This window comes from Arthrobacter sp. OAP107 (assembly GCF_040546765.1).
Taxonomy (GTDB): Bacteria; Actinomycetota; Actinomycetes; order Actinomycetales; family Micrococcaceae; genus Arthrobacter.
In genome coordinates this window covers 2150371-2175870 of sequence record NZ_JBEPOK010000001.1, presented here as the reverse complement: position 1 = coordinate 2175870, position 25500 = coordinate 2150371, and the positions used below count along the sequence as shown (strand labels likewise).

General features: G+C 66.1%; 23 protein-coding genes. 6 read left to right on the top strand and 17 right to left on the bottom strand.

All coding sequences use genetic code 11. The features are described from left to right. Positions 1 to 139 precede the first annotated feature (139 nt). Positions 140 to 433 carry an HPr family phosphocarrier protein gene (locus tag ABIE00_RS10185; protein ID WP_354259768.1) on the top strand — a complete coding sequence of 98 codons (294 nt, stop codon included), beginning with the start codon at positions 140 to 142 and terminating at the stop codon, positions 431 to 433. Between the two features lie 91 nt (positions 434 to 524). Here ABIE00_RS10185 and ABIE00_RS10180 read toward each other — a convergent pair whose 3' ends face one another. The 5 genes from ABIE00_RS10180 to ABIE00_RS10160 form a co-directional block, all read right to left on the bottom strand. Then, on the bottom strand, positions 525 to 926 hold the full coding sequence (locus ABIE00_RS10180; protein WP_102974540.1) for a cytochrome c oxidase subunit 4: 402 nt from the start codon (positions 924 to 926) through the stop codon (positions 525 to 527). Continuing rightward, on the bottom strand, positions 923 to 2644 hold the full coding sequence (ctaD, locus tag ABIE00_RS10175; protein WP_354259764.1) for an aa3-type cytochrome oxidase subunit I: 1722 nt from the start codon (positions 2642 to 2644) through the stop codon (positions 923 to 925). The genes ABIE00_RS10180 and ctaD overlap by 4 nt, the downstream gene beginning before the upstream one ends. A gap of 10 nt (positions 2645 to 2654) precedes the next feature. Next, positions 2655 to 3527 carry an aa3-type cytochrome oxidase subunit II gene (ctaC, locus tag ABIE00_RS10170; protein ID WP_331569378.1) on the bottom strand — a complete coding sequence of 291 codons (873 nt, stop codon included), beginning with the start codon at positions 3525 to 3527 and terminating at the stop codon, positions 2655 to 2657. Between the two features lie 185 nt (positions 3528 to 3712). Continuing rightward, a complete protein-coding gene (locus tag ABIE00_RS10165) occupies positions 3713 to 4102 on the bottom strand; it encodes a HesB/IscA family protein (RefSeq protein WP_003800852.1) in 390 nt (129 codons plus the stop codon). A 156-nt stretch (positions 4103 to 4258) separates the two neighbouring features. Then, on the bottom strand, positions 4259 to 5704 hold the full coding sequence (locus tag ABIE00_RS10160; protein WP_354259761.1) for a dipeptidase: 1446 nt from the start codon (positions 5702 to 5704) through the stop codon (positions 4259 to 4261). Between the two features lie 129 nt (positions 5705 to 5833). On the opposite strand from ABIE00_RS10160, the gene ABIE00_RS10155 reads away from it, so the two are divergent. Further along, positions 5834 to 6424, top strand: a complete 591-nt coding sequence (locus ABIE00_RS10155; RefSeq protein WP_354259758.1) for a DUF3043 domain-containing protein — start codon at positions 5834 to 5836, stop codon at positions 6422 to 6424. 136 nt (positions 6425 to 6560) lie between these two features. On the opposite strand, the gene ABIE00_RS10150 is transcribed toward ABIE00_RS10155, so the two are convergent. Continuing rightward, positions 6561 to 7625 (bottom strand): quinone-dependent dihydroorotate dehydrogenase, encoded by a 1065-nt coding sequence (locus tag ABIE00_RS10150; protein WP_331569385.1) that lies wholly within the window; start codon positions 7623 to 7625, stop codon positions 6561 to 6563. Positions 7626 to 7713: 88 nt separating this feature from the next. On the opposite strand from ABIE00_RS10150, the gene ABIE00_RS10145 reads away from it, so the two are divergent. Then, positions 7714 to 8703, top strand: a complete 990-nt coding sequence (locus ABIE00_RS10145) for an alpha/beta hydrolase (RefSeq protein ID WP_354259755.1) — start codon at positions 7714 to 7716, stop codon at positions 8701 to 8703. 30 nt (positions 8704 to 8733) lie between these two features. Here ABIE00_RS10145 and ABIE00_RS10140 read toward each other — a convergent pair whose 3' ends face one another. From ABIE00_RS10140 to leuA, 3 genes are all read right to left on the bottom strand, one after another. Continuing rightward, positions 8734 to 9555, bottom strand: coding sequence for an isoprenyl transferase (locus ABIE00_RS10140; RefSeq protein WP_354259752.1), 822 nt, complete (start codon positions 9553 to 9555; stop codon positions 8734 to 8736). A 2-nt stretch (positions 9556 to 9557) separates the two neighbouring features. Then, positions 9558 to 10307: a DNA repair protein RecO gene (recO, locus tag ABIE00_RS10135; protein ID WP_354259749.1), complete on the bottom strand. Its 750-nt coding sequence runs from the start codon at positions 10305 to 10307 to the stop codon at positions 9558 to 9560. A 93-nt stretch (positions 10308 to 10400) separates the two neighbouring features. Beyond that, complete coding sequence (gene leuA, locus ABIE00_RS10130; protein WP_354259746.1) at positions 10401 to 12140, bottom strand: 2-isopropylmalate synthase; 1740 nt, start codon at positions 12138 to 12140, stop codon at positions 10401 to 10403. A 251-nt stretch (positions 12141 to 12391) separates the two neighbouring features. Between leuA and ABIE00_RS10125 the strand changes: the two genes are divergently transcribed. Continuing rightward, positions 12392 to 14344 (top strand): M13 family metallopeptidase, encoded by a 1953-nt coding sequence (locus tag ABIE00_RS10125; RefSeq protein WP_354259744.1) that lies wholly within the window; start codon positions 12392 to 12394, stop codon positions 14342 to 14344. A gap of 80 nt (positions 14345 to 14424) precedes the next feature. Here the strand turns inward: ABIE00_RS10125 and ABIE00_RS10120 are convergent, their stop codons facing one another. The 5 genes from ABIE00_RS10120 to ABIE00_RS10100 all read right to left on the bottom strand — a co-directional run bounded on the left by ABIE00_RS10120 (position 14425) and on the right by ABIE00_RS10100 (position 19975). After that, positions 14425 to 16005: an LCP family protein gene (locus tag ABIE00_RS10120; RefSeq protein WP_354259741.1), complete on the bottom strand. Its 1581-nt coding sequence runs from the start codon at positions 16003 to 16005 to the stop codon at positions 14425 to 14427. Between the two features lie 128 nt (positions 16006 to 16133). After that, positions 16134 to 17093, bottom strand: coding sequence for a GTPase Era (gene era / locus ABIE00_RS10115; RefSeq protein ID WP_331569399.1), 960 nt, complete (start codon positions 17091 to 17093; stop codon positions 16134 to 16136). Beyond that, positions 17077 to 18420, bottom strand: coding sequence for a hemolysin family protein (locus tag ABIE00_RS10110; protein ID WP_354259738.1), 1344 nt, complete (start codon positions 18418 to 18420; stop codon positions 17077 to 17079). Before ABIE00_RS10110 ends, era begins: the two co-directional genes overlap by 17 nt. Beyond that, the gene (ybeY, locus tag ABIE00_RS10105) at positions 18417 to 18890 is read right to left on the bottom strand and encodes an rRNA maturation RNase YbeY (RefSeq protein ID WP_354259735.1); all 474 of its coding nucleotides are present in this window, start codon (positions 18888 to 18890) and stop codon (positions 18417 to 18419) included. Before ybeY ends, ABIE00_RS10110 begins: the two co-directional genes overlap by 4 nt. Then, positions 18887 to 19975, bottom strand: coding sequence for a PhoH family protein (locus ABIE00_RS10100; RefSeq protein ID WP_354259732.1), 1089 nt, complete (start codon positions 19973 to 19975; stop codon positions 18887 to 18889). The genes ybeY and ABIE00_RS10100 overlap by 4 nt, the downstream gene beginning before the upstream one ends. A 345-nt stretch (positions 19976 to 20320) precedes the next feature. Here ABIE00_RS10100 and ABIE00_RS10095 point away from each other — a divergent pair, with 345 nt between their 5' ends. Next, entirely contained in the window at positions 20321 to 21238 is a 918-nt protein-coding gene (locus tag ABIE00_RS10095; RefSeq protein ID WP_354259729.1) for a GerMN domain-containing protein, read from the top strand. A gap of 106 nt (positions 21239 to 21344) precedes the next feature. Here ABIE00_RS10095 and ABIE00_RS10090 read toward each other — a convergent pair whose 3' ends face one another. The 3 genes from ABIE00_RS10090 to hrcA are packed head-to-tail and all read right to left on the bottom strand — an operon-like array spanning position 21345 to position 24317. After that, positions 21345 to 22115, bottom strand: a complete 771-nt coding sequence (locus tag ABIE00_RS10090) for a 16S rRNA (uracil(1498)-N(3))-methyltransferase (RefSeq protein WP_354259726.1) — start codon at positions 22113 to 22115, stop codon at positions 21345 to 21347. Between the two features lie 2 nt (positions 22116 to 22117). Beyond that, positions 22118 to 23245 (bottom strand): molecular chaperone DnaJ, encoded by a 1128-nt coding sequence (gene dnaJ, locus ABIE00_RS10085; protein ID WP_003800829.1) that lies wholly within the window; start codon positions 23243 to 23245, stop codon positions 22118 to 22120. A 58-nt stretch (positions 23246 to 23303) separates the two neighbouring features. Further along, positions 23304 to 24317, bottom strand: coding sequence for a heat-inducible transcriptional repressor HrcA (gene hrcA, locus ABIE00_RS10080; RefSeq protein WP_331569412.1), 1014 nt, complete (start codon positions 24315 to 24317; stop codon positions 23304 to 23306). 211 nt (positions 24318 to 24528) lie between these two features. Between hrcA and ABIE00_RS10075 the strand changes: the two genes are divergently transcribed. After that, the gene (locus ABIE00_RS10075) at positions 24529 to 25383 is read left to right on the top strand and encodes a DUF3097 domain-containing protein (protein WP_354259721.1); all 855 of its coding nucleotides are present in this window, start codon (positions 24529 to 24531) and stop codon (positions 25381 to 25383) included. The last annotated feature ends 117 nt before the right edge of the window (positions 25384 to 25500 follow it).

Here is a 25500-nt window from a genome sequence, read left to right as displayed (position 1 = left end):
CCCGGCCACAGGTCTAGACCAGACCGGTCCCCGGCGCTGTGACGCCATGGGGGCCGATATTCTTAAAGGCGAACAAATTAGAGAGACGACGGCGGCGTCCCCCCAAATGTGCCATCCCGTCCAAGACGAAGGAGTCCAGTTGCCCGTTCGTAAGGCAATAGTTTCTGCGGCCATCGGCCTGCACGCCAGACCGGCAGCGGTGTTCGTCCGCGCAGTCACGGAGACAGGCCTGCCGGTGACCATCCGCAAGGACCGCATTGACGCCGTTGACGCCCGCTCGCTGCTCGAGGTCATGACTGCCGACTTCAACTTCGGCTGCGAGGTGGAGCTGGCAGTCAAGGAATCAGCCCTGCCTGCGGGCACGAGCCTTGGCGAGGCCGAGGCGGCACTCTCGGGCCTCGTGGATCTGTTGGCGTCGCAGAAGGCCAGCTAGCCGGCTGAAAGAGCGAATCAGCTGAAACGCAGAACGACGGCGGGCCCCACCGAAAAGGTGGGGCCCGCCGTCGTTCTTGGTACCGAAACTCTTAGTGCGCGTGGTCTCCGCGGCTGTACTCGTACACCCAGCCCACGAGGGCCACCAGCGCCATACCGCCGGCGATGAAGACGATCCAGAAGCCTACAGCCAAACCGAGGAATCCAGCTGCGCAGGAGAGGCCCAGAACCAGCGGCCACCAGCTCCACGGGCTGAAGTGGCCCTGCTCGCCGGCACCTTCATGGATTTCGGCGTCAGCGCGGTCCTCGGGACGCATGCCGACCCGCTTGCCGGTGAAGCCGAGGTAGGCACCGATCATGCCCGCGAGGCCACCTACCAGGAGGATTCCCAGGATGCCGACCCACTCAGACCAGTTGGTGAGGAAGCCGTAGATGATGGAAACCGGAACGAAGAAGAAGACTCCTGCCCCAAAAATCCATGACTCGATTCTCATTGCGCGGTGTCCTTCTGATCGGCGTTGCCCAGCACGCTTGCTGCAGGTGCCGGCGACTCAACGGTGTGTGACTGGGAAAGCTCAGGGTGGTGCAGGTCCAGTGCCGGACGCTCCGAGCGGATGCGCGGCAAGGAGGTGAAGTTGTGCCGCGGGGGCGGGCAGGACGTGGCCCACTCCAGCGAGGCACCGAAGCCCCAGGGATCGTCAACCTGAACCTTCTCGGCGCTGCGTGCGGTGATGTACACGTTCCAGAAGAACGGGATCAGGGACGCACCCAGGACGAACGAGGCGATGGTGGAGAACTGGTTCATCCAGGTGAAGCCATCCTCCACCAGGTAGTCGGCGTAGCGGCGGGGCATGCCTTCGACGCCGAGCCAGTGCTGGATCAGGAAGGTGCCGTGGAAGCCCAGGAACAGGAGCCAGAAGTGGATCTTGCCGAGGCGCTCGTTGAGCATCTTGCCCGTCCACTTCGGCCACCAGAAGTAGAAGCCGGCGAACATCGCGAACACCACGGTGCCGAACACCACGTAGTGGAAGTGGGCCACCACGAAGTAGGAGTCGGAGACGTGGAAGTCCAGCGGCGGGGAGGCCAGGATGATGCCGGTCAGGCCGCCGAAGAGGAACGTGATGAGGAAGCCGATGCTCCACAGCATGGGGGTTTCGAACGTCAGCGAACCGCGCCACATGGTGCCGATCCAGTTGAAGAACTTCACACCGGTCGGGACAGCAATGAGCATGGTCATGAAGGAGAAGAACGGCAGCAGCACCGAACCGGTGACGTACATGTGGTGCGCCCACACGGTCACGGACAGTGCGGCAATGGCGATGGTCGCGTAGACCAGGCCCTTGTAGCCGAAGATCGGCTTGCGGCTGAAGACCGGGAAGATCTCGGACACGATGCCGAAGAACGGCAGGGCGATGATGTACACCTCGGGGTGACCGAAGAACCAGAACAGGTGCTGCCACAGGACGGCGCCGCCGTTCTCCGGGTCGAAGATGTGGGCGCCGAAGCGGCGGTCCGCGCCGAGGGCGAAGAGTGCCGCTGCCAGCGGCGGGAACGCCATCAGGACCAGGATGGCCGTCACCAGCGTGTTCCAGGTGAAGATCGGCATGCGCCACATGGTCATGCCAGGGGCACGCATGCAGATGATGGTGGTGATGAAGTTGACCGCGCCCAGGATGGTGCCGAAGCCGGAGAGTGCCAGGCCGAAGACCCACAGGTCACCGCCCACGCCGGGGCTGAAGGTGGTGTTGGAAAGCGGCGCGTAGGCGAACCAGCCGAAGGAGGCAGCACCCTGCGGGGTGATGAAGCCGGAAACGGCGATGGTGGAGCCGAACAGGAAGAACCAGAAGGCCAGCGCGTTCAGTCGCGGGAACGCGACGTCGGGTGCACCGATCTGGAGCGGCATGATCACGTTCGCAAAGCCGGCAAAGAGCGGCGTGGCGAACATCAGCAGCATGACGGTGCCGTGCATGGTGAACAGCTGGTTGTACTGTTCCTTGGTTTGCAGGATCTGCATACCCGGTTCGAAGAGCTCGGCACGGATGAGCAGGGCCATCACGCCGCCGAAGCAGAAGAACACGAAGGACGCGATCAGGTACATGTACCCGATGGTCTTGTGGTCGGTGGAGGTGATCCAGTTGACGACGACGCGCCCCTTGGATTTGGGAACTACGGGAGCCTCAAGGATCCCGGGGGTCTGGGTGTAAGTAGCCACTTCGCTTCCCTTACTTCGTTGCGTTCAGGTTCGGGTTGCGGTCGTACTCGTCACCAAGCAGGCCCGTGTTGCCGTCCTGGCGAAGCTGGTTCATGTGAGCCTGGAATTCAGACTCGGAAACCACCTTGACGCGGAACAGCATCTCGGAGTGGTACTCACCGCAGAGCTCGGCGCACTTGCCGTCGTAGGTGCCCTCTTTGGTGGGGGTGAACCGGATGTAGTTGGTCTTGCCAGGGATCATGTCCCTCTTCTGCAGGAACGCAGGAACCCAGAAGGAGTGAATCACGTCGCGCGAGTTCAGTTCCAGGTCAACGGACTTGTTGACGGGCAGGTACAGGGTGGGGAGCTTGTCCTTGTTGATCGCCTCACCCGTCAGGTGCGCCTGGACGCCCGCTTCGTGGAGGTCCTCGGTGACGACGTCACCCTTCTTGTAGTTGAAGTCCCATGCCCACTGCTTGCCGCGGACGTCCACTACGACGTCGGCCGGCTGCGAGCGGTCATCGATCGCCTGCTGGTCGCGGTCGGTGAAGTAGAAGAACACCAGGACCATGAAAAGCGGGATCGTCAGGTAGAAGACCTCAAGGGGCAGGTTGAAGCTGGTCTGCCGCGGGAAGCCCACGGTGCCCTTGCGGCGGCGGTAGGCAACGAGGCACCAGACGATCAGGCCCCAAGTGATGATGCCCACCACGAGGGCGGCAATCCATGAGTTGACCCAGAGGTCCATGATGCGGTCAGTGTGATTGGTGGTGCCACGCTCGGTGGGCAGCCACCCCTTCTCTACCTCTGGCGAACATCCAGTCAAAACCAACGCGCCGGCAGTTGCCAAGCCAGTGATCGTAGTGATCGTTTTGCGTCGGCTGCCGGTTCGGTTCTGCGAACTCACAGACGGCCCTTCCTACTTGTTGCTGTTGCCAGGGCGGCAAAAAGCTTCCCGGGCACACTAAAAGTTTTACTACTCGGTGTAGAGCTTACCGCTCCACGCAGGTTTTCGCCCACATGTCCCCACCGTGTGGCGGCGCCGGTTTTCACCGGCGCCGCCAAGAGGTTCAGGAAGGGCTTACTTACCCTTTAGTGGAACGAGTCACCGCAGGCGCATGAGCCGCCCGCATTCGGGTTGTCGATGGTGAAGCCCTGCTTGGAGATGGTGTCTTCAAAGTCGATGCTGGCACCGCTGAGGTACGGCACGCTCATCTTGTCGACGACGACCTCGACACCGTCGAAGTCGCGTACCGCGTCACCCTCAAGGAGGCGCTCGTCGAAGTACAGCTGGTAAATGAGGCCGGAGCAGCCGCCCGGCTGCACAGCTACGCGGAGGCGAAGATCGGTACGGCCTTCCTGCTCCAGGAGGCTGCGGACCTTGCCTGCGGCAACGTCCGTCAGCTGAACCTCGTGGCTCGCCAGTTCCTCACTGGCCGTGCCGGTGGGTTCGGTGCTGTTTTCATTGGTCGTAGTGCTCATTGGCCTACCTTACTAACGACGGTTATGGCTGCCCCGCTTGCACGGTGCCTGCCCCTACGGAAACGGTACGGGCTATAGCTACATGCTACGTCGATCCGGCGCGGAGCTCTAACTTAGTCGTAACCCTCCAAGGCCCCTCATTGTTCCCTGCGCGGCCTAGCGGAGACCCTCTGAGTTCAGCCGTGCCAGCAGCAGCGCCTCGGCAACCACCGCGTTGCGGAAGTCCCCAAGGTGGAGCGATTCGTTGGCGGAATGCGCCCGCGAGTCGGGGTCCTCCACGCCCGTGACGAGGATCTGGACCTCGGGGTACAGCTCGGTCAGGTCGCTGATGAATGGAATCGATCCGCCAATCCCCATTTCCACGGCCGGTACGCCCCAGGCCTCGCCGAGCGCCCACATGGCCAGGCCGGCAGCCGCGGAACCCGTATCCGTCTGGAAGGCGTTGCCGCTCTCCCCCGGCGTGAAGGTCACCCTGGCGCCGAACGGCGCGTGGGTTTCGACGTGCCGGCGCACGGCCTCCATGGCCTCCGCCGGGTCCTGGCCCGGGGCCAGCCGGAGGCTGAACTTGGCGCGGGCGACGGGCAGCAGGGTGTTGGAAGCAACACTGACGGCCGGCGCATCAAAGCCGATGATCGAGAGGGCCGGCTTGGTCCACAGGCGCGAAGCGATGGTTCCCGTACCTGCCAGCTGCACGCCGTCGAGCACTGAACCATCAGCGCGGTACTCGGCCTCGGTGAGGTCCACGGCGGTTTCGTCCCGGCCCACGAGCCCCGCAATGGCCACACTGCCGTCGTCGTCGTGCAGTGTGGCGATCAGGCGCGAGAGCAGCGTGGGTGCATCGAGCACCGGGCCGCCGAACATTCCCGAATGCACGGCGTGGTCGAGGACCTGCACCTCGATGGTTCCATCGACCAGTCCGCGCAGGCTCGTGGTCAGGGCCGGCACGCCCACCTTCCAGTTGCTGGAATCTGCCACTACGATGACGTCGGCGCGGAGCAGCTCGCGGTGCGCTTCGAGGAACGTCCTGAACGTCGGCGAACCGGCTTCTTCCTCCCCCTCGAAGAACAGGGTCACGCCCAGCCCGAAGTCATCCCCGAGAACCCGGGTGACGGCGCCGTAAGCGGCGACATGGGCCATGATTCCGGCCTTGTCGTCGGCCGCGCCCCGCCCGTATAGGCGTCCGTTGCGTTCGACGGCGGTGAAGGGCTCGGACTCCCACAGCGCCGGGTCACCGGGCGGCTGGACGTCGTGGTGGGCGTAAAGAAGGATAGTCGGCTTGCCGGGCGCGGCTTCGCGGCGTGCGACGACGGCCGGGCCGCCGGGGGTGCCGTCTTCCTTGTCGCAGTGCAGGATCCGGACATCCCCGATGCCCGCCGCCCGCACCAGGGAGGCGACGGCCTCGGCGCTGGCATCCAGCGGGGCGGGGTCAAAGCTGGGCCAGGCGATGCCGGGTATCGCCACCAGGTCCTTCAGCTGAGCAACTGTGGTGGCGAAGGCCGCGTCAACGGCAGCCCGCAGGGCGTCGGTGTCGATGCCGGCCGCTGTCCCCCCAAACTGCTGGGCGTCGTACTCTTGCGGGGTCGCCGCAGGGAATGTAGTCATGGCCAAACACTACCTGTGTCACACGCCACAACAAACATCGCCGCTGGGGGGCGCCGGCTGCCACCGCCCGGCATTCTCCGGGCAGTCGGGCATGACCGGGGGCACAGTCCGCCAAGGTATTCTGTTGTGGTGTTCGGACGTAAAAAGGAAGCGCCAGCGGCGCAGGATTTAGTTGACCAGCAGGCTGCCGAGGCAGCCGCAGTAGCAGGCAAAGGCGTCCCGACGCCCAAGCGCAAAGCACAGGAAGCGGCCCGCAAGCGCCCGCTCGTGCCGGAGGACCGCAAGGCCTCCAAGGAAGCGGAACGTGCCGCCGCCCAGGAGCAGCGCCTGAAGATGCGCCAGGCGCTGGACACGGGCGATGAAAGGTTCCTGCCTATCCGTGACAAGGGCCCGCAGAAGCGGTTCGCCCGCGACTATGTGGATGCCCGCTTCAGCCTGGGCGAGTACCTCATGTTCGGCGCCCTGGTATTCGTCATCATCTCCCTCGTGGTGCCTGCCAGCAGCAACATGATGGTTTACGTGCTGGGCGGCTTCTGGGTGATGTTCCTGGCCGTTTTCGTGGACGTGTTCATCCTGTCCCGGAAGCTCCGCAAGCGCCTCGCCGAAAAGTTCGGCGAGATTGAGCGCGGCACCGTCTGGTACGGCTCCATGCGTTCGCTGCAGTTCCGGAAGCTTCGCCTGCCCAAGCCCCTGGTCCGCCGCGGGCAGTACCCGTCCTGATTCCTCGTTTTCCTCCTGCGGCGCAGCAGGCCAGGGGGCGGTCCCGGACCTAAAGCAGCAGCCCGGCGGTAGAACCGCCGGGCTGCTCTGTTTAACTCGCTGTTGTGTTTAACGCGCTGCTGTGTTGGCGCAGGTATTAGCGGTTCTTCGCCAGTTCCTTATTGATCCGGGCGGCCCAGAACGGCCCCTCGTACAGGAAGGCCGTGTAGCCCTGGACCAGGGTGGCTCCGGCGTCCAGCCGGTCCTGGACATCCTGGCCGGTCTCCACGCCGCCCACGGAAATCAGTGTCAGCCGGTCCTGGGTGACGGACTTCAGCCGGCGCAGCACCTCCAACGAACGGCCCTTCAGCGGAGCCCCCGAGAGGCCACCGGCGCCGCAGCCCTCCACCTTGTCCGCCGCGGAGCTGAGCCCGTCGCGGCCGATGGTGGTGTTCGTGGCGATGATGCCGTCCAGCCCAAGGTCCATCGCCAGCCGGGCGACGTCATCAATATCCTCATCGGTGAGGTCGGGTGCGATTTTGACCAGCAGGGGGACGTGCCGGCCCGCGGACTTGTCGGCTTCCTCCCCCACTGCCTTCAGCAGCGGCCGGAGGGTTTCCACGTTCTGCAGGAGCCGGAGCCCGGGCGTATTGGGCGAGCTGACGTTCACCACGAGGTAGTCGGCCGCCGGGGCAAGGCCGCGCGCGCTGATGAGGTAATCCTCCACGGCGTCCTCGAGCTCAACGACCTTGGTCTTGCCGATGTTGACACCGATCACAGGCCGCACCTTGGCGTGGCGCCGCTGCAGCGCTGCCCGGGCTGACTTCAGCCGGGGAGCCACGGCAGAGGCGCCGTCGTTATTGAATCCCATCCGGTTGATGACTGCCCGGTCCTCAATCAGCCTGAACAGCCGGGGCTTCTCATTGCCGGGCTGCGCCTGGCCGGTGATGGTGCCCACCTCGACGTGGCCGAAGCCGAGCTCCGTCAGGGCCTCGATTCCGTGGCCCTCCTTGTCGAAGCCGGCAGCCAGCCCGAACGGCGACGGGAAGGTCAGACCGAGCGCGCTCGTCTGCAAGGACGCCGGCGGGGCCGTAAACCGTTCGAGCAACCGTCCTGCTCCCACGGAATGGACCAGCCGGATTCCTTTGAAACCGATCTTGTGGGCGCGTTCGGCGTCCATCCATGAAAAGGCCAGCCTGAAAAAAGTGGGGTATACGCGCATGCCTCTAGTTTTCCGTCTTCGGCGGTACAGACCAAACCCGGCCGACACAACACCACCGCGCCGGGACCGGAAAGCCTACGCTGGTGCCATGGAGTGGCAAGGCGACATCCTGGGGCCGGGCTTCGAGTCCTGCGCCTTCGACGCCGCGGGCACGGACGGCATCCGCCGCCGGGCGACGCTGATCCGCTTCACTCCCCCGGACGTCCCGGACACTCCGGATACTCCGGACATCCGATCCCGCAGGCCGCGCCGTGCGGTGCTGTTCCTGCACGGCTGGAGCGACTACTTCTTCAACGTCGAGCTGGCCCGGTTCTGGGACGCGCAGGGCTTCAGGTTCTTTGCCCTGGACATGCACAACCACGGCCGCAGCCTGCAGCCGGGCACCCCTGGCGGCTACGTCGCGGATCTGGGAAACTACGACGCCGAGATCGGCACCGCGGTGGGAATGATCGCCGAGTCCGGCGGTGCGGAACCCGTGCAGCTCGCGCTCATGGGGCATTCCACCGGTGGGCTCGTCGCAGCCTTGTGGGCCAGCCGCAATCCCGGCGCGGCATCCCAACTGGTCCTGAACAGTCCATGGCTGGAAATGCACGGCAGCGCCCTGGTCCGGCGCGCGGCCTGGACCATGGTGGAGCCGATCGCCCGCCTGCGTCCGGAGGCGGTGCTCAGGCTGCCGGAGCGCGGATTCTACTGGCGGAGCATCAGCAGTGCCGCAGAAGGCGAGTGGACGCTGGACGCTGCCTACCGGCCGCCCCTTGCCTTTCCGGTGCGCGCGGCCTGGCTCAGCGCCATCCTGGCCGGGCAGGCCAAGGTGGCCCGGGGCCTGGGCATCACCATTCCCATCCTGGTGCTGCTGTCCGCGGCGAGCGAGAACGGGATGGTGTGGAACGAGGAAATGCGCCGCACGGACGCGGTGCTGGACGTCAACACGATCGCCGCCCGCGCGATGTCTCTGGGCAGGAGCGTCACCGTGGAGCGCATCGACGGCGCCCTGCACGATGTATTCCTTTCCAGCGCGGACGTGCGCGACGACGCCTACAGGCGACTGGCCAGGTGGATCAGGGGCTACGCCGCCTGAGCCGGCGCAGGGTATCCAGGACCACGGGACCTAGAGGGCCTTGGCGGCGTCCACTGCCCCGCCGTAACGGCGGTCCCGCTGGGCGTAGATCTCCACCGCATCCCAGAGGGTCCGGCGGTCGACGTCGGGCCACAGGGTGTCCAGAAAGACGAACTCGGCGTACGCCGACTGCCACAGCATGAAGTTGGACAGCCGCTGTTCGCCTGAACTGCGGAGGAACAGGTCGACATCGGGAAGGTCCGGCTCGTCGAGGTACTTCTGGATCGTCTTCTCGGTGATGGCACCGGGCTTGAGCCTTCCGTCGGCCACATCCCGGGCAATGGCGGACACGGCGTCGGCGATTTCCGCCCGGCCGCCGTAGTTCACGCACATGGTCAGCGTGCACGTGCTGTTTCCGGCGGTGTATTCCTCCGCTTCCTCGAGTTCGCGGATCACCGAGCCCCAGAGCCTGGGCCGCCGTCCGGACCAACGGATCCGCACGCCCCAGTCATCGAGCTGGTTGCGCTGCCTGCGCAACACTTCCTTGTTGAATCCCATCAGGAAGCGGACTTCCTCCGGGGACCGGCGCCAGTTCTCCGTGGAGAAGGCGTACACGCTGACATATTCGATGCCCAGCTCAATGGCGCCGGCCACGACGTCCAGCAGAGCCGGCTCCCCCGCTTTGTGGCCTTCGATCCGGGGCAGGCCGCGCTGGTTGGCCCACCTGCCGTTGCCGTCCATCACAATGGCCACATGCCTGGGCACGAACTCGGCCGGAATGGACGGCGGAACCGCGCCTGAGGAGTGCGGGTACGGGGCCACCACCGGGGCGGTGCGGCGCCGGGCAGGACTGGTCTTCTTTCCCAAGGACACTGTTAGGTACGCTCCACATGTTTGAGGGATTTCAGGACACGCTCCAGGTGCCACTGCAGATAGCTTGCCACCAGGCCCGCGGATTCGCGGCGGTGGAGCGGAAGGGAGGCATCCGCCGTCGTCCAGTCCCCGGTGAGCAGCGCACCCAGCAGGGACACCGTTTCCGGTGCCGGCGCCGGCGACCCCGGCGGGCGGCAGCCGCCGCAGACCATGCCGCCAAGAGGGGCGGAGAAGGCGGTGTGCGGTCCGGGCGCGCCGCAGCGCGCGCAGTCCGTGAAGCTGGGCGCCCAGCCGCCGGTGGAAAGGGCCCGCAGGAGATAGGAATCCAGGATCAGTTCCGGGGCGTGATCCCCGCGGCTCAGCGAGGCCAGGGCGCCGACCAGAAGGTTGTACTGCGCGGTTCCGGCTTCACCGTCGACGTCGGTCAGCTTCTCCGCAGTCTCGGTCATGGCCGCCGCCACCGTGTAGCGCCCGTAATCGGCGGCGATGCTGCCCCCGTAGGCCCCTTTCGCGATGGCCTGTGTCACGATGTCGAGGGTCTTGCCGGACACGAGCTGCAGGTCTGCCACCATGAAGGGCTCCAAGCGGGCGCCAAAGCGGCTGGTGGTCCGCCGGACTCCCTTGGCCACCGCCCGGACCTGGCCGTGGTGCTTGGTCAGCAGGGTGATGATGCGGTCCGCCTCGCCCAGCTTGTGGGTGCGCAACACCACGGCGTCGTCGCGGTAGCTGCGCGCTGCAAATGATTGGGCCACGCTTTATCTTCCCATTGACTCCGTGAAAACAGCTCAGCCGCCGAAACAGCTGCGCCGCCGGCGTGGACCGGCGGCGCAGCTGTTTCAGGAAGCTCAGGCCTGGGCGTCCCGGATGGCCCGGTTCACGGCAGAGATAACTGCCTTCAGTGCCGACGTGCTGGTGTTGGAATCGATGCCGACACCCCACAGGACACGTTCCCCGACGGCGCATTCGACGTAGGCCGCGGCGAGGGCGCTGCCGCCTTCAGACAGGGCGTGCTCGCTGTAGTCCAGCACCCGCACGTCCACGCCGTCCTGGCCCAGGATGTCCAGCAGCGCCGCGATGGGGCCGTTGCCGGTTCCGGTGCGGCTGGCGTGGGCGCCGTCGACGCCCAGTGAGGCGTGCAGGGTCATGGCGCCGTCCTCGTCCGATTCGGTTTTCACCGAGCCGAGCGAGTACCGGCCCCACTGGCTTTCCGTCTTGGCGGAGGGCAGGTACTCGTCCTGGAAAATCTGCCACAGCTGGGCGCCGCTGACTTCGCCGCCGACAGTGTCCGTGCGCTTCTGGATGACGCCGGAGAATTCGATCTGCGCGCGCCGCGGCAGGTCCAGGCTGTGCTCGTTCTTCAGCAGGTAGGCCACGCCTCCCTTGCCGGACTGGGAGTTGACCCGGATCACGGCCTCGTAGCTGCGGCCGAGGTCCTTCGGGTCCACGGGCAGGTACGGCACCTGCCAGGTGACGTCGCTGACGTCCTTGCCCGCGGCCGCAGCGTCCTTCTCCAGGGCTTCGAGGCCCTTCTTGATGGCGTCCTGGTGGGACCCGGAGAACGCCGTGAAGACGAGGTCGCCACCGTAAGGGGCACGCTCCGCGACGGGCAGCTGGTTGCAGTACTCCACGGTGCGCCGGACGTCATCGATGTCGGAAAAGTCGATCATCGGGTCGATGCCCTGCACGAACATGTTCAGCCCCAGGGTCACCAGGTCCACGTTGCCGGTGCGCTCACCGTTGCCGAACAGGCAGCCCTCGATGCGGTCGGCGCCGGCCTGGTAGCCCAGCTCGGCCGCGGCCACGCCGGTGCCGCGGTCGTTGTGCGGGTGCAGGGAGAGGATGATGCCTTCGCGCGGGTGCAGGTGCCGGCTCATCCACTCGATGGAGTCCGCGTAGACGTTCGGGGTGGCCATTTCCACGGTGGCGGGCAGGTTGATGATCACCTGGCGGTCGGCTGACGCCTCAAAGACGTCGGCGACGGCGTTGCAGACGCGGACCGCGTACTCCAGCTCAGTGCCGGTGAAGGACTCCGGTGAGTACTCGTAGGTGATGTGGGTGTCGCCCAGGGTTTCCTCGTACTTCTTGCAGAGGCGCGCGCCCTGCAGGGCGATGTCCAGGATGCCGTCCTCGTCCTGGTTGAACACCACGCGGCGCTGCAGGACGGAGGTGGAGTTGTACAGGTGCACGATGGCCTGCTTGGCGCCCACCAGGGACTCGTAGGTCCGCTCGATGAGGTGTTCGCGGGCCTGGGTCAGCACCTGGATGGTGACGTCGTCCGGGATGTGGTTGCCTTCGATCAGCTGGCGGACGAAGTCGAAGTCGGTCTGCGACGCGGAGGGGAAGCCGACTTCAATTTCCTTATAGCCCATGCGGACCAGCAGGTCGAACATCTTCATCTTGCGCGCCGGGCTCATGGGATCGATCAGTGCCTGGTTGCCGTCCCGCAGGTCCACTGCGCACCAGCGCGGCGCGGTGGTGATGATTTTATCCGGCCAGGTGCGGTCCGGCAGATCGACCTTGATCTGGTCCTGGAACGGGATGTAGCGGTGGATCGGCATTCCCGAGGGCTTCTGTGCGTTTCGCATTAATCTGGCCTTTTCTGTGATTCCTGAGTGAAAGGGTGGCCGGGCAACGCAAACTCCGCGACGAGGGTGGGCCTTGCGCTAGATCGCGTCTGAGGCCTCGCCGCGGCAGCTAAGAAGAAGGAGCTCTGCACGCACCATTTCACAGTAACACGGGTGCGTAAGATGAAGGTGCAACACCTCCAGCAACGTCCACCATGCAGACGCTGCACCGGTGAACGTGCCGGCCGCAGCCCGTCATCGAAGGAGCTCCTGTGCCAATTTCGGGGATCGCCCTGTCAAATATCGACCACAGCGTGAGGCCACAGGACGACCTCTACCAGCATGTGAACGGCGCCTGGCTGAAGGACACCACCATCCCCGACGACCGTCCGCTGGAAGGCACTTTCACCGCCCTTCGTGACGGCTCCGAGCTGGCTGTCCGGGAAATCATCGAGGAGGCCGCTGCCAAGGGCGGTGAGGCCAGCGGCATCGAGCGGAAGATCGGCGACCTCTACAGGAGCTTCATGGATGAGGCAGCCGTCGAGGCCAAGGGCATGGACCCCATCCGTGGACGCCTGGCCGAGGTCTTCGCCACGGCCAGCATTTCCGAGCTGCTGGCACTGGCCGGCCGGCTCTTCCGTGCCGACGTGTCGGGCCTTTTCTACATCTACCCTGCACCCGATGCAGGCAATCCCGACCGCGTTCTCCTGTACACGGGCCAGGGCGGCCTCGGGCTCCCGGACGAGTCCTACTACCGCGAAGAGAAATTCGCCCCGGTGGTGAAGTCCTACCGGGAGTACGTGGGCACCATGTTCGGCCTGGCCGGCGTGGCCGATGCCGAAAACGCTGCGGCCCGGGTGGTGACGCTGGAGACCTCGCTCGCCTCGCACCATTGGGACAACGTCACGCTCCGCGACCCGCAGAAGACCTACAACCTGAAGTCTGCTGACGAGGCACGCGAACTCTTCCCGCTGCTGGACACGTGGTTTGACGCCGCCGACGTTGCCGCGGAGAAGCGGCAGGAGATCGTGGTCAGCACCCCTGACTTCTTCGCCGGCGCGGCCGCGCTGCTGGCCTCGGAACCACTGCCGGTTTGGCAGGAGTGGCTTGCCCTGCGGGTCATCAACTCCGCGGCACCCTACCTCTCGTCCGCCTTCGTGGACACGAACTTCGCCTTCTACGGCACCACCATCAGCGGCACCCCGCGGAACAAGGACCGCTGGAAGCGGGGCGTCGCCGTCGTCGAGGCCGGACTCGGCGAGGCCGTGGGCCAGATCTACGTGGCCCGGCACTTCCCCGAGGGCCACAAGGCCCGCATGCAGACCCTGGTGGGTAACCTGATCGAGGCCTACCGGCAGAGCATCAGCGGCCTGGAATGGATGGGCGAGGACACCAAGGCCGAGGCGCTCCGGAAGCTTGGGGCGTTCCGGGCGAAGATCGGATTCCCGGACGAGTGGATCGACTACTCGGCCGTGGTCATCGACCCGGCTGACTTGCTCGGCAACGTCGAACGCGCCCACAACGCCGACGTCGACCGGCACCTTGACGAGGTCGGCAAGCCGGTGGACCTCAACAAGTGGCTCATGACACCGCAAACCGTCAACGCCTACTACCACCCGATGCTGAACGAAATCGTCTTCCCGGCGGCCATCCTGCAGCCGCCCTTCTTCACCGCCGAAGCGGACGACGCCGTGAACTACGGCGGCATCGGGGCCGTGATCGGGCACGAAATCGGCCATGGCTTCGATGACCAGGGCTCGCAGTTCGACGGCAAGGGCGAGCTGCGCAACTGGTGGACCGAGGACGACCGCAAGGCTTTCGAAGCCCTGACCGGGCGCCTCGTGGACCAGTTTGACGCCCTGTCCCCGTACGCCGCACCCGGCCACAACGTCAACGGCAAACTCACGCTGGGCGAGAACATCGGCGACCTGGGCGGACTGACCATTGCGCACAAGGCCTACCGCCTGAGCCTCGACGGCCAGGAACCTCCGGTGCTCGACGGGCTGACGGGTGAACAGCGCTTCTTTGCCTCCTGGGCGGCGGGCTGGCGCCAGGTGATCCGCACCGAGGAGGCCATACGGCGCCTCGCCACGGACCCGCACTCCCCCAACGAGTTCCGTACCAACGCCATTGCCAAGAACCTGGACTCCTTCCACGCCGCGTTCGGCGTCACGGAGGAGGACGGCATGTGGATGCCGCCGGCGGAGCGCGTCAGCATCTGGTAGGTGCAGAAATGCCGGGCCGCCCCCCCTCGGGGCGGTCCGGCATTTTCGTGCCCGGCTGTATGTCTCCGGCCTGCGGCCGGTTACTGCTGGACGACCAGCTCCGGGTTTGCCTGCTGGCAGACGGTGTCGCCCGCCGTCTGGTTGACGACGTCCTTGGGAACGGTGGTCTTGCCGTACTTGGTCCCGGACGGGAAGTCGGAGCCGAGGTACAGCTGCACACCCGCGACGCCCGACGACGGAGCCACCTGGGCGGCCGGAATACCGAACAGGGCTGCCACGTCAGCGGCGACGTCCGCAAACTCGGGCCCGTAGTACACCATGGTCTTTGCCGTGGTGTCGGCCTCCAGCTGCCCCACCTGGGTGAAGCCGCCGGCCACAACGGCGTCCACGATTTCCTGGGTCCGGCCGGCTGCGCCGGTGCCGTTGGCCACGGTGATCGGCTGCAGCGCCTTGTCATACGGCGCCGTCGTGGCCGTGGGCTTGGGGGTGGCCTTCGGAGTGGAGCTGGCCGACGGTGTGGGCTTCGCCGAAGGTGACGGGTTTTCCTTCCCGTCCGGGTCGGTCAGGTCGACATCCTTGCGCAGGGCGGCAAACAGCTGCGCAGCGGCCGGCGCGGCTTCCAGCCGGTTGGGATCGCTGGTGGCCGGGACGGTCGGCATCGCTACAAAGGCGACCTTGCCGACGTCGATCGTCTTTAGCCGGTTGGCGATGGTGATCATCGACGGCACGGAGGCGAGTCCGTCGTCGACCGTCAGGTTCTTGGTGATGACGTCGGCAATGTTCAGCAGCTTGGCCGGGTTGGAGAGGGTGCCGTCATCCTTGATCTTCCGGGTCAGGGAGGACAGGAAGCCCTGCTGGGCCTTGATGCGGCCGAGGTCGCCGCCGTCGCCGAACGCGTGGCGGGTGCGCAGGAACGCCAGGGCCTGTTCGCCCTGCACCTGGGAGGTGCCCTTGGGCAACCGCAGCCGCGAGTCGGGGTCATAGACGGCGTCGCTGATGCACACCGAGACGCCGCCCACGGCATTCGACAGCTCCTTGACGGCATTGAAGTCGGCCATCATGAAGTGGTCCACCTCCATGCCGGTCAACTTGTTGACGGTGTCCACGGCGCAGCCGATGCCGGCCTCCTTCATGGCCTCATTGATCATGATGCCGCTGCGGGCCGGGTACTGCTTGCCGGTCTTCTGGTCGGTGCACTTGGGGATGTTCACCAGCAGGTCGCGGGGGAAGCTGATGACGTTGACCCGCTTGTTGTCCTCGGAGATGTCCATCAGCATCATGACGTCGGAGTTGCCGTAGCCGGTGGAATCCTCCTTGCTGCCGTAATTGGAGTTCTTGCCGTCGCGGGTGTCGGATCCCAGGATCAGGATCTGTAACCTGCCAGTGGCGTCATCCGTAGTGTCCGTACGGCTGCTGCCCGCCCCCAGGGCGGACGTGGAGATGTTGGACTGCAGCCTGAAGTACCAGTAGCCGGCAAAGGCCAGGCCGCCGGCCAGGACCACGGCGACGACGGCGGTGGTCACCTTGAGCCATGCGGGCATGTGGTGGACATTCAAGTGCCGGGCAGCGCCCAGCCGGGCGTCCTCGGCATGCCGGGCAGCTGGCTCGGAGCGGGCGGGTGTGCCCGGTCCTTGGGCGCGGTTGTCGCGGCGTCGCACCACAGGGTGTACCTTCCTCGAAAAAATGGGATCCGGCCTATTTTAGTAGCCGTTTCTGGGAAAACCCCGGAAATCCGGCGTTTGCGGCCCGGCGTGCTGGCGCTTGGCGCCGGAATGCAGGCGGCAGCGGGTCAGAACCCGAGCTTCACCAGCTGCTTGGGGTCGCGCTGCCAGTCTTTGGCGACCTTGACGTGCAGGTCGAGGTAGATGCGTGTGCCCAGGAGCGCCTCGATGCCCTTCCGGGCATTGGTGCCGACCTCCCGCAGGCGGCTTCCGCCCTTGCCGATGATGATCGCCTTCTGCGACGGGCGCTCCACGTAGAGGTTGACGCGGACGTCCAGCAGGGGGTTGTCCTCGGTGCGGCCCTCGCGCGGGACGATCTCCTCGACCACAACAGCCAGTGAGTGCGGCAGCTCGTCGCGCACACCCTCCAGCGCAGCCTCGCGGATGAGTTCAGCCACCATGACGGCTTCGGGCTCGTCGGTCAGCTCACCGTCCGGGTAGAGCGGGGGCGACGGCGGCATGTGGCTGATCAGGACGTCCGCCACGGTGCCCACCTGGAACCCGTCCGCGGCGGAGACCGGAACGATGTCCTTCCAGCCGTCCTCGCCCAGCACTTCCCTGCCGAGTTCAGCGACAGCCAGCAGCTGCTCCGTCAGGGCCTGCCGGTCCACCAGGTCTGCCTTGGTGACCAGGGCAATCACCGGCTTGCGGCCCACGGCGGCAAGCTGGGCGGCGATGAACTTGTCACCGGGGCCGATCTTCTCGTTGGCGGGGATGCAGAACCCGATCGCATCCACCTCTGAGAGGGTGTCGGCGACGAGGTCGTTTAGCCGCTTGCCCAGCAGGGTGCGGGGCCGGTGCAGGCCGGGGGTGTCCACCAGGATCAGCTGGGCGTCCTCGCGATGGACGATCCCGCGGATGGTGTGCCGCGTGGTCTGCGGCTTGGCCGAGGTGATGGCCACCTTCTTGCCCACCAGGGCGTTGGTGAGGGTGGATTTGCCGGCGTTCGGCCGGCCCACCAGCACCGAGAATCCGGCATGGTACCCGCCGAACGGTTCGCCGCCGTCGGCTTTATTCTGCTTGCTCACGTGGAACTCCCTGTTGCATTGATTCGGCCTCGTCGAGAAGTTCTTCAAGGTCAGTATTTTGTGGAACGGGGCCTTTCGGCGCGGCGCCCGCAATGATGTGGCTGACGCGGTTCCGGCGGCCCTCCAGCCGCTCGGCGCGCAGCGAAACGCCGTCGACATCCACGGCGCTGCCCACGATCGGGACCCGGCCCAGGGCCTTGGCCAGCAGGCCGCCCACGGTGTCCACCTCGTCGTCCTCCAGTTCGATGCCGAACAGCTCGCCGAGGTCGTCGATCCCCATCCGGGCGCTCACCCTGAATGTTCCGTCGCCCAGATCGACGACGGCGGCGCTCTCCGAGTCGTACTCGTCCACGATTTCGCCGACAAGCTCTTCGATCAGGTCCTCGAGGGTCACCAGCCCTGCGGTGCCGCCGTATTCGTCGATGACGATGGCCACGTGCGTTGACTCCTTCTGGAGTTCGCGCAGGAGGTCGCTCACCGGCTTGGAATCCGGAACGTAGCGGACCTCGCGGGCCAGCACGTCCACCACAGGCGGTTCGGCCTCGGGGTCCATGCTGTGGATCGCGGCGGCAACGTCCTTCAGGTAGATGATGCCCAGGATCTGGTCGGTGTTTTCGCCGATGACCGGGATCCTGGAGTACCCCGACCGAAGGAACAGCGCCATCGCACTGTGCAGGCTCGAGCCGGCGTCGATGGTCAGGATGTCCGTCCGCGGCACCATGACGGCGCGGACGAGGGTGTCGCCGAACTCGAATACGGACTGGATGAGTTCGGCCTCGTTGTCCTCGATCATGTCCGACTCGGTGGCGCGGTCAACCAGTTCGCGGAACTCCTCCTCGCTGAAGTAGGAGTCGTCACCGTTGGGCGAACCCGGGGCCACGGCGCTGCCCAGACGGACCAGCCAGGCGGGGATGGGCCCCAGGATCCAGGCCAGGAACCGTACCAGCGATGCCGAGTTCCGCGCCACGGCGGCCGGATGCGAACGGCCCAGCTGGCGCGGCGAGACGCCCACCAGCACAAACCCGAGGACCGCCATGATGCCTGTGGCGGCCAGACCGGCCAGCCAGACGTTGTCCAGCAGGCTGTAAAGCAGCACGGCCACGGCCACAGCGGAGGCCGACTCGAACCAGATCCGCCAGAATCGCAGGGCACGCATGTGCGTCATCGGCTGGTCCAGGATCCTGCGCAGCGCCGGGCCCTGGCTCCCCTGCAAGGCCTGCTCGGCGTCGTGGCGCGGCAGAAAGCTGAACGCCGCCTCGGCAGCAGTCAGCAGCGCTGCGGCACCGAGAAACGCCAGCGCCATGCAGACAAGGAGCAGGGAGGTCACTGCGTGGTCTCGGCCGGTGCTTCTTTGCCGGTGAATGCCGTCAGCAGTTCGCGCTGCAGGCCGAACATTTCTGCCTTCTCCTCGGGTTCGGCGTGGTCATAGCCGAGCAGGTGGAGAATTCCGTGCGTGGTCAGCAGCAGCATCTCGTCCTGCGTGGAGTGCCCGGCACTCCGGGCCTGGACCTCGGCCACCTGCGGGCAGATCGCGATGTCGCCAAGCATCCCCTGCGGCGTCGGCTTGTCCGGGGTGCCCGGGGTCAGCTCGTCCATGGGCACTGACAGCACATCGGTGGCTCCGGGCTCATCCATCAGTTCGATGTGCAGCTTCTCCATGGCCGGTTCGTCCACGAGCAGGATGGACAGTTCCGCCTGCGGGTGGATGTACAGCTGTTCGAAGATAAAGCGCGCCAGCGCCACCAGGCCGGCCTCGTCCACCTGGATGCCGGACTCGTTGTTAACTTCGATGCTCATGCGTGCTCTCCCCGTCGTTCCCGGGGAACGGAATGCTTGACCCGGTTGCGTTGTGCTTCGTCCCAGATGCTGTAGGCGTTGACGATGTCGCCCACCAGGCGGTGGCGGACGACGTCGGCGGCGTCCAGGACAGAGAAGCTGACGTCGTCGATTCCGGTGAGGATCTCCTCGACGATGCGCAGGCCGGAGCGGGTCCCGAAGGGAAGGTCCACCTGCGTGACGTCGCCGGTGACCACCATCTTAGAGCCGAAGCCGAGGCGGGTGAGGAACATCTTCATCTGCTCCGGCGTGGTGTTCTGTGCCTCATCAAGGATGATGAAGGCGTCGTTCAGCGTCCGGCCCCTCATGTAGGCCAGCGGCGCCACCTCGATGGTGCCGGCGGCCATCAGCCGGGGAATGGACTCGGGGTCCATCATGTCGTGCAGCGCGTCGTACAGCGGCCGCAGGTACGGGTCGATCTTGTCGCTGAGCGTGCCGGGGAGGAACCCCAGCCGTTCGCCCGCCTCGACGGCGGGGCGGGTGAGGATGATCCGGCTGACTTCCTTCTGCTGCAGGGCCTGCACCGCCTTGGCGACCGCCAGGTAGGTCTTGCCGGTACCGGCCGGGCCGATTCCGAAGATCACCGTGTTGGCGTCGATGGCGTCCACGTAGTTCTTCTGGTTCAGCGTCTTGGGCCGGATGGTCTTGCCGCGGCTGGAGAGGATGTCGTGCGTCAGCACCTCCACCGGGTTCTGCAGCGACTGGCTGCGGAGCAGCGAGACCAGCTGCTGGAGAACTGCCGGCGTGATAACCGTGCCGCGGGCCACGAGACCCCGGACCTCGTTGAGCAGTCGCATGATCCGCGGAACATCGGCCGCGGGGCCGTTGATGGAAAGTTCGTTGCCGCGGACGTGGAAACTGACGGCCGGGAACTGGTCCTCGATAAAGCGGAGGGCCTCGTCGTGGCTACCCAGCGACTGCACCATCTGATCAGAGTTATCGAAGATGACCACCTCCGTCCGCACACCGGGGAGAGTATGGGGGAATTCGCCCGTGGTTCGGTCCCCCGTGTTGAGGCGGCGCTTTCCGTTTGCTGATTCAGTCATGGTGACGGCCCTCAGGCCTTCGGTTCCCTCCAGTTCGGAATATAACTCGTTTGCGTCCTTACATCTTACGCCAGCGCACGCCCCTGCCTGCCGTCCCGAAAGGTGACGGCGGACCGCTTTTCTGTAACGCGTTCCCGCAATTAGGTATCAACTTTGTATCGGCCTCATATCGTTCCCGTTGCAGTTCGGCCGCCTGCCGCGAAAGGGGCCCAGCGCTGCAATGTCTCGTGTAATGCTGGAAAAGGAGCTCGCCGGCAACGGTCCGGCGTGCCCGCACACAACTGCTCATTTGAAGGGATCGCCAGCATCAGTCAGCCAGGAACTCCGGGCCGGAAGGTACCGCGGATGCGCTCCGTGCTGCTGTCCGCGCTGCTTCCGGCTGCCCTGCTGCTGTCGGGGTGCATCGCCGACCCCGATCCCTCGGTGACCTCTGCGAACTCCCCGACTTCCTCGTCGCGGCGGGCAGCCGGTACGGACGGCGTCCCCACCACCAGCGCGCCGCTGGAAACAACACAGTCGTCCAACAAGGCGCCGGTCTATTGGATCGGGCGGAGCAACAGCAACGTCTTCCTGTACCGCGAGTTCCGCGACGTTCCTGACGACGAGAACCCGATCACCCGGGCCCTGCGCGCCATGATGTCCGAAACGCCGCTGGATCCTGATTACTTCACGCCGTGGCAGAACCCCAAAAACCTTGCCACATCGATCTCGGGCACCAATGTCATCACTGTGGACGTTTCCGCGGATGCCTTTAACAGCAACCTCGATGCGGACATGGCCCAGCGGGCCATCCAGCAGCTCGTGTACACCGCAACGGCCGCCGGTGCCAGCTCCGGCCTGATTGACGCGGGCCAGCAAATCGAAGTGGTCATCCTCGTGGACGGGCACACGGACTATCTGGCGTTCAAGCACGTCAAGCTGGGTGCCCCCACGTCCCGCAGCGTCGGAATGGTGGCGCCGGTGTGGATCATTGATCCGCAGGAGGGCACCGAAGTCGGCGACGGCCGGGTCAAGATCTCCGGGCGAAGCACCGTCCCCAACGGCAAACTCCACTGGCGCATCCTCAAGGTCCAGGACAACGGCGACAAGGAAAGCTACCTGACCGGGGAAGCCAGGGCCGCGGCTGATCCCGCCGCCTCGGGGGTCTTCGGCATCACGGTGAATCTCGCGCCCGGGAACTATGAGGTGCGAGTGTCCCAGATCGACCCCGGCAAGCCCGAGGACGAACTCAACGTGGAATCGCGCGGGTTCACCGTCCGCTAAAAGCACCGTCCGCCAAAAGCGCGGTCCGTCAAAAGCACGGTCCGCCAAAAGCACCGTCCGCCGGGTTGGCTGGCCGGCGGTCCCGCCCATCAACAGTGCGCTGGACTTACCAGCGGCCGAGAACGTCGCTGGCAATCACGACGCCGGCCGGTCCCGCCGTCGAGGAACGCAGCACGTGCGGTCCCAACAGTGCCGTGACCGCCCCTGCGCTGCACAGCCGGGTGACCTCGCGGGGACTGATGCCCCCTTCGGGGCCAACAATCAGCAGGATCTCGCCGGGGCCGGACGCCTCCTGGTGTGCCTCGGACCATTTGCCGAGGACCCGCCGCAGCGGCGTGACGGCGTCTTCGTGCAGGATCACGGCGAGGCCGGCTTCCGCCACTTCCCTGGCCAGGGCCTGGGTGTCGACGGCGGGGCGCACCTCGGGAATCCAGGCGCGGCGCGCCTGCTTGGCAGCCGCCGTTACGGCGGACTGCCATTTTCCGTGAGCCTTGGCCGCCCGCTCCCCCTTCCACCTGACGATGGAGCGTTCCGACTGCCAGGGGATCACGGCGTCGATGCCCAGTTCGGTGGCGGTTTCGATCGCGAGCTCGTCCCGGTCCCCCTTGGCGAGGGCCTGCACAAGGACCAGCCGGGTATCAGGCCGCGGTTCCGCGCTGACAGAGGTGCACTCGACCGTCAACTGGGCGGGGGCAGCATCAGCCACGGTTCCGGTGATGCGTTTGCCTGCGCCGTCGGCTATGTCCACCTGCTCGCCCACGGCCAGGCGCTTGACGGTGACCGCATGCCGGGCCTCGGCGCCGTCGAGAACGAACAGCGACCCGGGCGAGGTGCCGTCCAGCGTGCCGGCCGGGGTGAAGAATACGGGGTTGCTCACCGCTAAAGGTTACCGAGGCGGTCCCGCAGTTTGGCGAAGACGCCGCCGCTGGCGGCGAGCTTGCCCTCGGAGAACTGCTCGCCGCGGAGCTTGGCCAGCTGCCGGAGCAGGTCTTCCTGGGCGGGGTCGAGCTTGGATGGTGTTTCCACCTGCAGGTGGACCTTGAGATCCCCGCGGCCGTAACCCCGCAGGTGCGTAACGCCCAGGCCGCGCAGGGTAATAATCTCGCCGGACTGCGTGCCCGCCTTGACGTCGATCTCCTGCTTGCCGTCGAAGGTTTCCAGGCTCAGTTCCGTACCGAGGGCAGCGGCCGTCATGGGAATGTTCAGGGTGGCGTGGAGGTCGTCGCCCTCGCGGACATACGTGGCATCGTTGTTGACCCGGATTTCCACGTAAAGGTCGCCGGACGGGCCGCCAGCAGGGCCGGCCTCACCCTGCCCGGAGAGCTGAATCCGCGTTCCGGTGGCCACGCCGGCCGGAACCTTGATGGTCAGGGAGCGGCGGCTGCGGATGCGGCCCTGGCCGCTGCATTCGTTGCAGGGGTCCTTGATGACCGTGCCGAAGCCCTCGCACGATCCGCAGGGTGCGGCGGTCATGACCTGGCCGAGGATGGAACGGACCGCCCGCTGTACCTGTCCGCTGCCGCCGCAGATGTCGCAGCGCTCCGGATGCGTGCCCGGCTGGCAGCAGGATCCTTCGCAGGTGGGGCAGGTGACGGCCGTGTCCACTTCCAGCTTCTTGTTGACACCGAAGACGGCATCGCGCAGGTCGATGCGGACGCTGATGAGCGCGTCCTGGCCGCGGCGGACGCGGGACGCGGGCCCGGAGGTCCCGCCCGCACCGAAGAAGGTGTCAAAGATGTCCTGGAACGCGAAGCCCTGGCCGGCGTAGCCGCCGCCACCGAAGCCGTTGTCGGTGCCGTTCTCGTTACCGGTGGTGTCGTAGACCCTGCGCTTCTGCGGGTCGGACAGCACTTCATAGGCGTGGGTGACGGCCTTGAACCGTTCGGCTGCGTCTTCCCCGGAGTTGACGTCCGGGTGAAGCGAGCGGGCCAGCTTGCGGTAGGCCTTTTTGATCTCCTCGCCGGTGGCTTCCGGGGAGACTCCAAGAACGTCGTAGTGGCTGCTCAAAGTTCGTATCTCTTCCTGGTTGTACTGCCTGTGGTCAAAGGATGTCCGGGGCGTGCAGTCACGGGCCCAGAATCCTCGAAAGATAGCGGGCCACCGCGCGCACGGCGGCCATGGTGGTGGGATAGTCCATCCGGGTGGGGCCGAGGATGCCCACCTTCGCGGTGGCGTCGGGACCGTAGCCGGTGGCCACCACCGATGCCTCGGCCAGTCCGTCGTAGGGGTTTTCCCTACCGATGCTGACGGCCACGCCGCGCGGGTCCTGCGCCATGTCGCTCAGGAGCCGCAGCATCACCACCTGCTCCTCGAGCGCTTCCAGCACAGGCCCGATGCTGAGCGGGAAGTCCACGTTGGACCGCGCCAGGTTGGCCGTTCCGGCCATGACCATCCGGTCTTCCCGGCTGTTGTGGGCGAGGCCCTCCAGTCCCTTGCCCAGGGCCATGGCCACCGGGCGTTCGGCCGGCGTGCAGCCGGCCACGACGGCGGTCAGGTGCTGGGGCAGGATGGCCACCGGTGTTCCCGCCAGACCGGTCAGAAACCGGGTGCGGAGGGCGGCGAGCGTGTCGTCCGACAGGTCCTGGCCGGCGTCGACCACGCGCTGGTCGACCTTGCCGGAGTCGGCGATCAGCACGATCAGCACCTTCCGCGGCGCCAGCAGCACGAATTCAATGTGCCGCACCACGGCGCGGCTCAGGTGCGGGTACTGCACGACGGCGACCTGGTTGGTCAGCTGGGACAGGAGCCGGGCCGTGCGGTCCAGGACGTCGTCGAGGTCCTCCGACCCCTCAAGGAGGGTCTGGATGGCGCGCTTTTCCGCCGGGGACAACGGCTTGACGGCAGAAATTTGGTCGACGAACAGGCGGTAGCCCTTGTCCGTGGGAATCCTGCCGGCACTGGTGTGGGGGGCGGTGATGAGTCCCTCGTCTTCCAGCGCAGCCATGTCGTTGCGGATGGTGGCGCTGGATACGCCCAGATGGTGCCGCTCCACCAGGGCTTTGGAGCCGACAGGTTCGCGGGAATGGACATAGTCCTCCACGATGGCGCGCAGCACCTCAAGCTTCCGTGGTTCGCTCACAGTCCACCTCCTTTTGGCCTTCACGCGCCGGGCCTTAATCCTGCCCATAGACGCTGTGGTTAGCACTCGACATGCCTAAGTGCTAACAAGTCTAATATGAGTCGCCGCGTTGTTAGCATTGGTACCGCTCCGGGCGAAATTCCGGACTCGTGTCCCCCGGCGGCATGACCGCGGCCGGAGCGGCTCCTTCCTAGTGCAGAGCGGTGAACGAATGCAGTATCAGACCTGGGGCCCGCAGGAGATGGCAGCGCCCGCCAAGAACAGCCTGCCAGAGGTGGCGGTGGAGCGCGGCATGGTGCTCGAGGATGTCCAGTCCGGCTGGGTGGGCGCGGTGACCCGGGTGGAGAAGTCCGGCGGCATGCACGTGGTGGCGCTCGAGGACCGCCGGGGAAAGTCCCGGTCCTTCAAGCTGGGCTTCGGCTTCCTCCTGGACGGCCAGCCGATCCGGCTGATGCCCCCGGCCCCCAAGGCGAAGCCTGCAGGGCAGGGTCCCGCCGGCCGGACGGCGTCGGGGTCGGTGCGGGTGGAAGGGCAGCGGGCACAGGTGGCCAAGGCCAGCAGGATCTGGGTTGAAGGCAAGCATGACGCCGAACTCGTGGAAAAAGTCTGGGGCGACGACCTCCGGGTGGAGGGCATCGTCGTCGAACCTCTCCATGGCATTGATGACCTGGCGGCGGCTGTTGCCTCCTTCCGCCCCGGTCCCGGCCGGAGGCTGGGCGTCCTGGTGGACCACCTGGTCCCGGATTCCAAGGAGTCCAGAATCGCCGACGCCGTGATGGCCTCCCCCGGCGCCGCCGGGAATGTGCTGATCGTCGGCCACCCGTACGTCGACGTCTGGCAGGCGATCCGGCCGTCGGTGCTCGGCATTCCGCAGTGGCCCGTGGTTCCGCGGGGCACGGACTGGAAAACCGGCATCCTCACCGCCTTCGGGTGGCCGCACGAGACCAAGGAGGACATTGGCCTCGGCTGGCAGAAACTCCTGGGCGCCGTGCGCACCTACGCTGACCTTGAGCCCGCCCTGTTGGGCCGGGTGGAAGAGGTCATCGATTTCCTAACGGTTCCGTAGCTTCCACCGCGTGATTCGGCGTTGAGCCCGCGATTGCCCGTATGTCCCGGTATCCTTGGTACGGCGTCACCGCACCGCGGGCCCGGCGCCACATCAAAGCACTATCGCACCAACGCA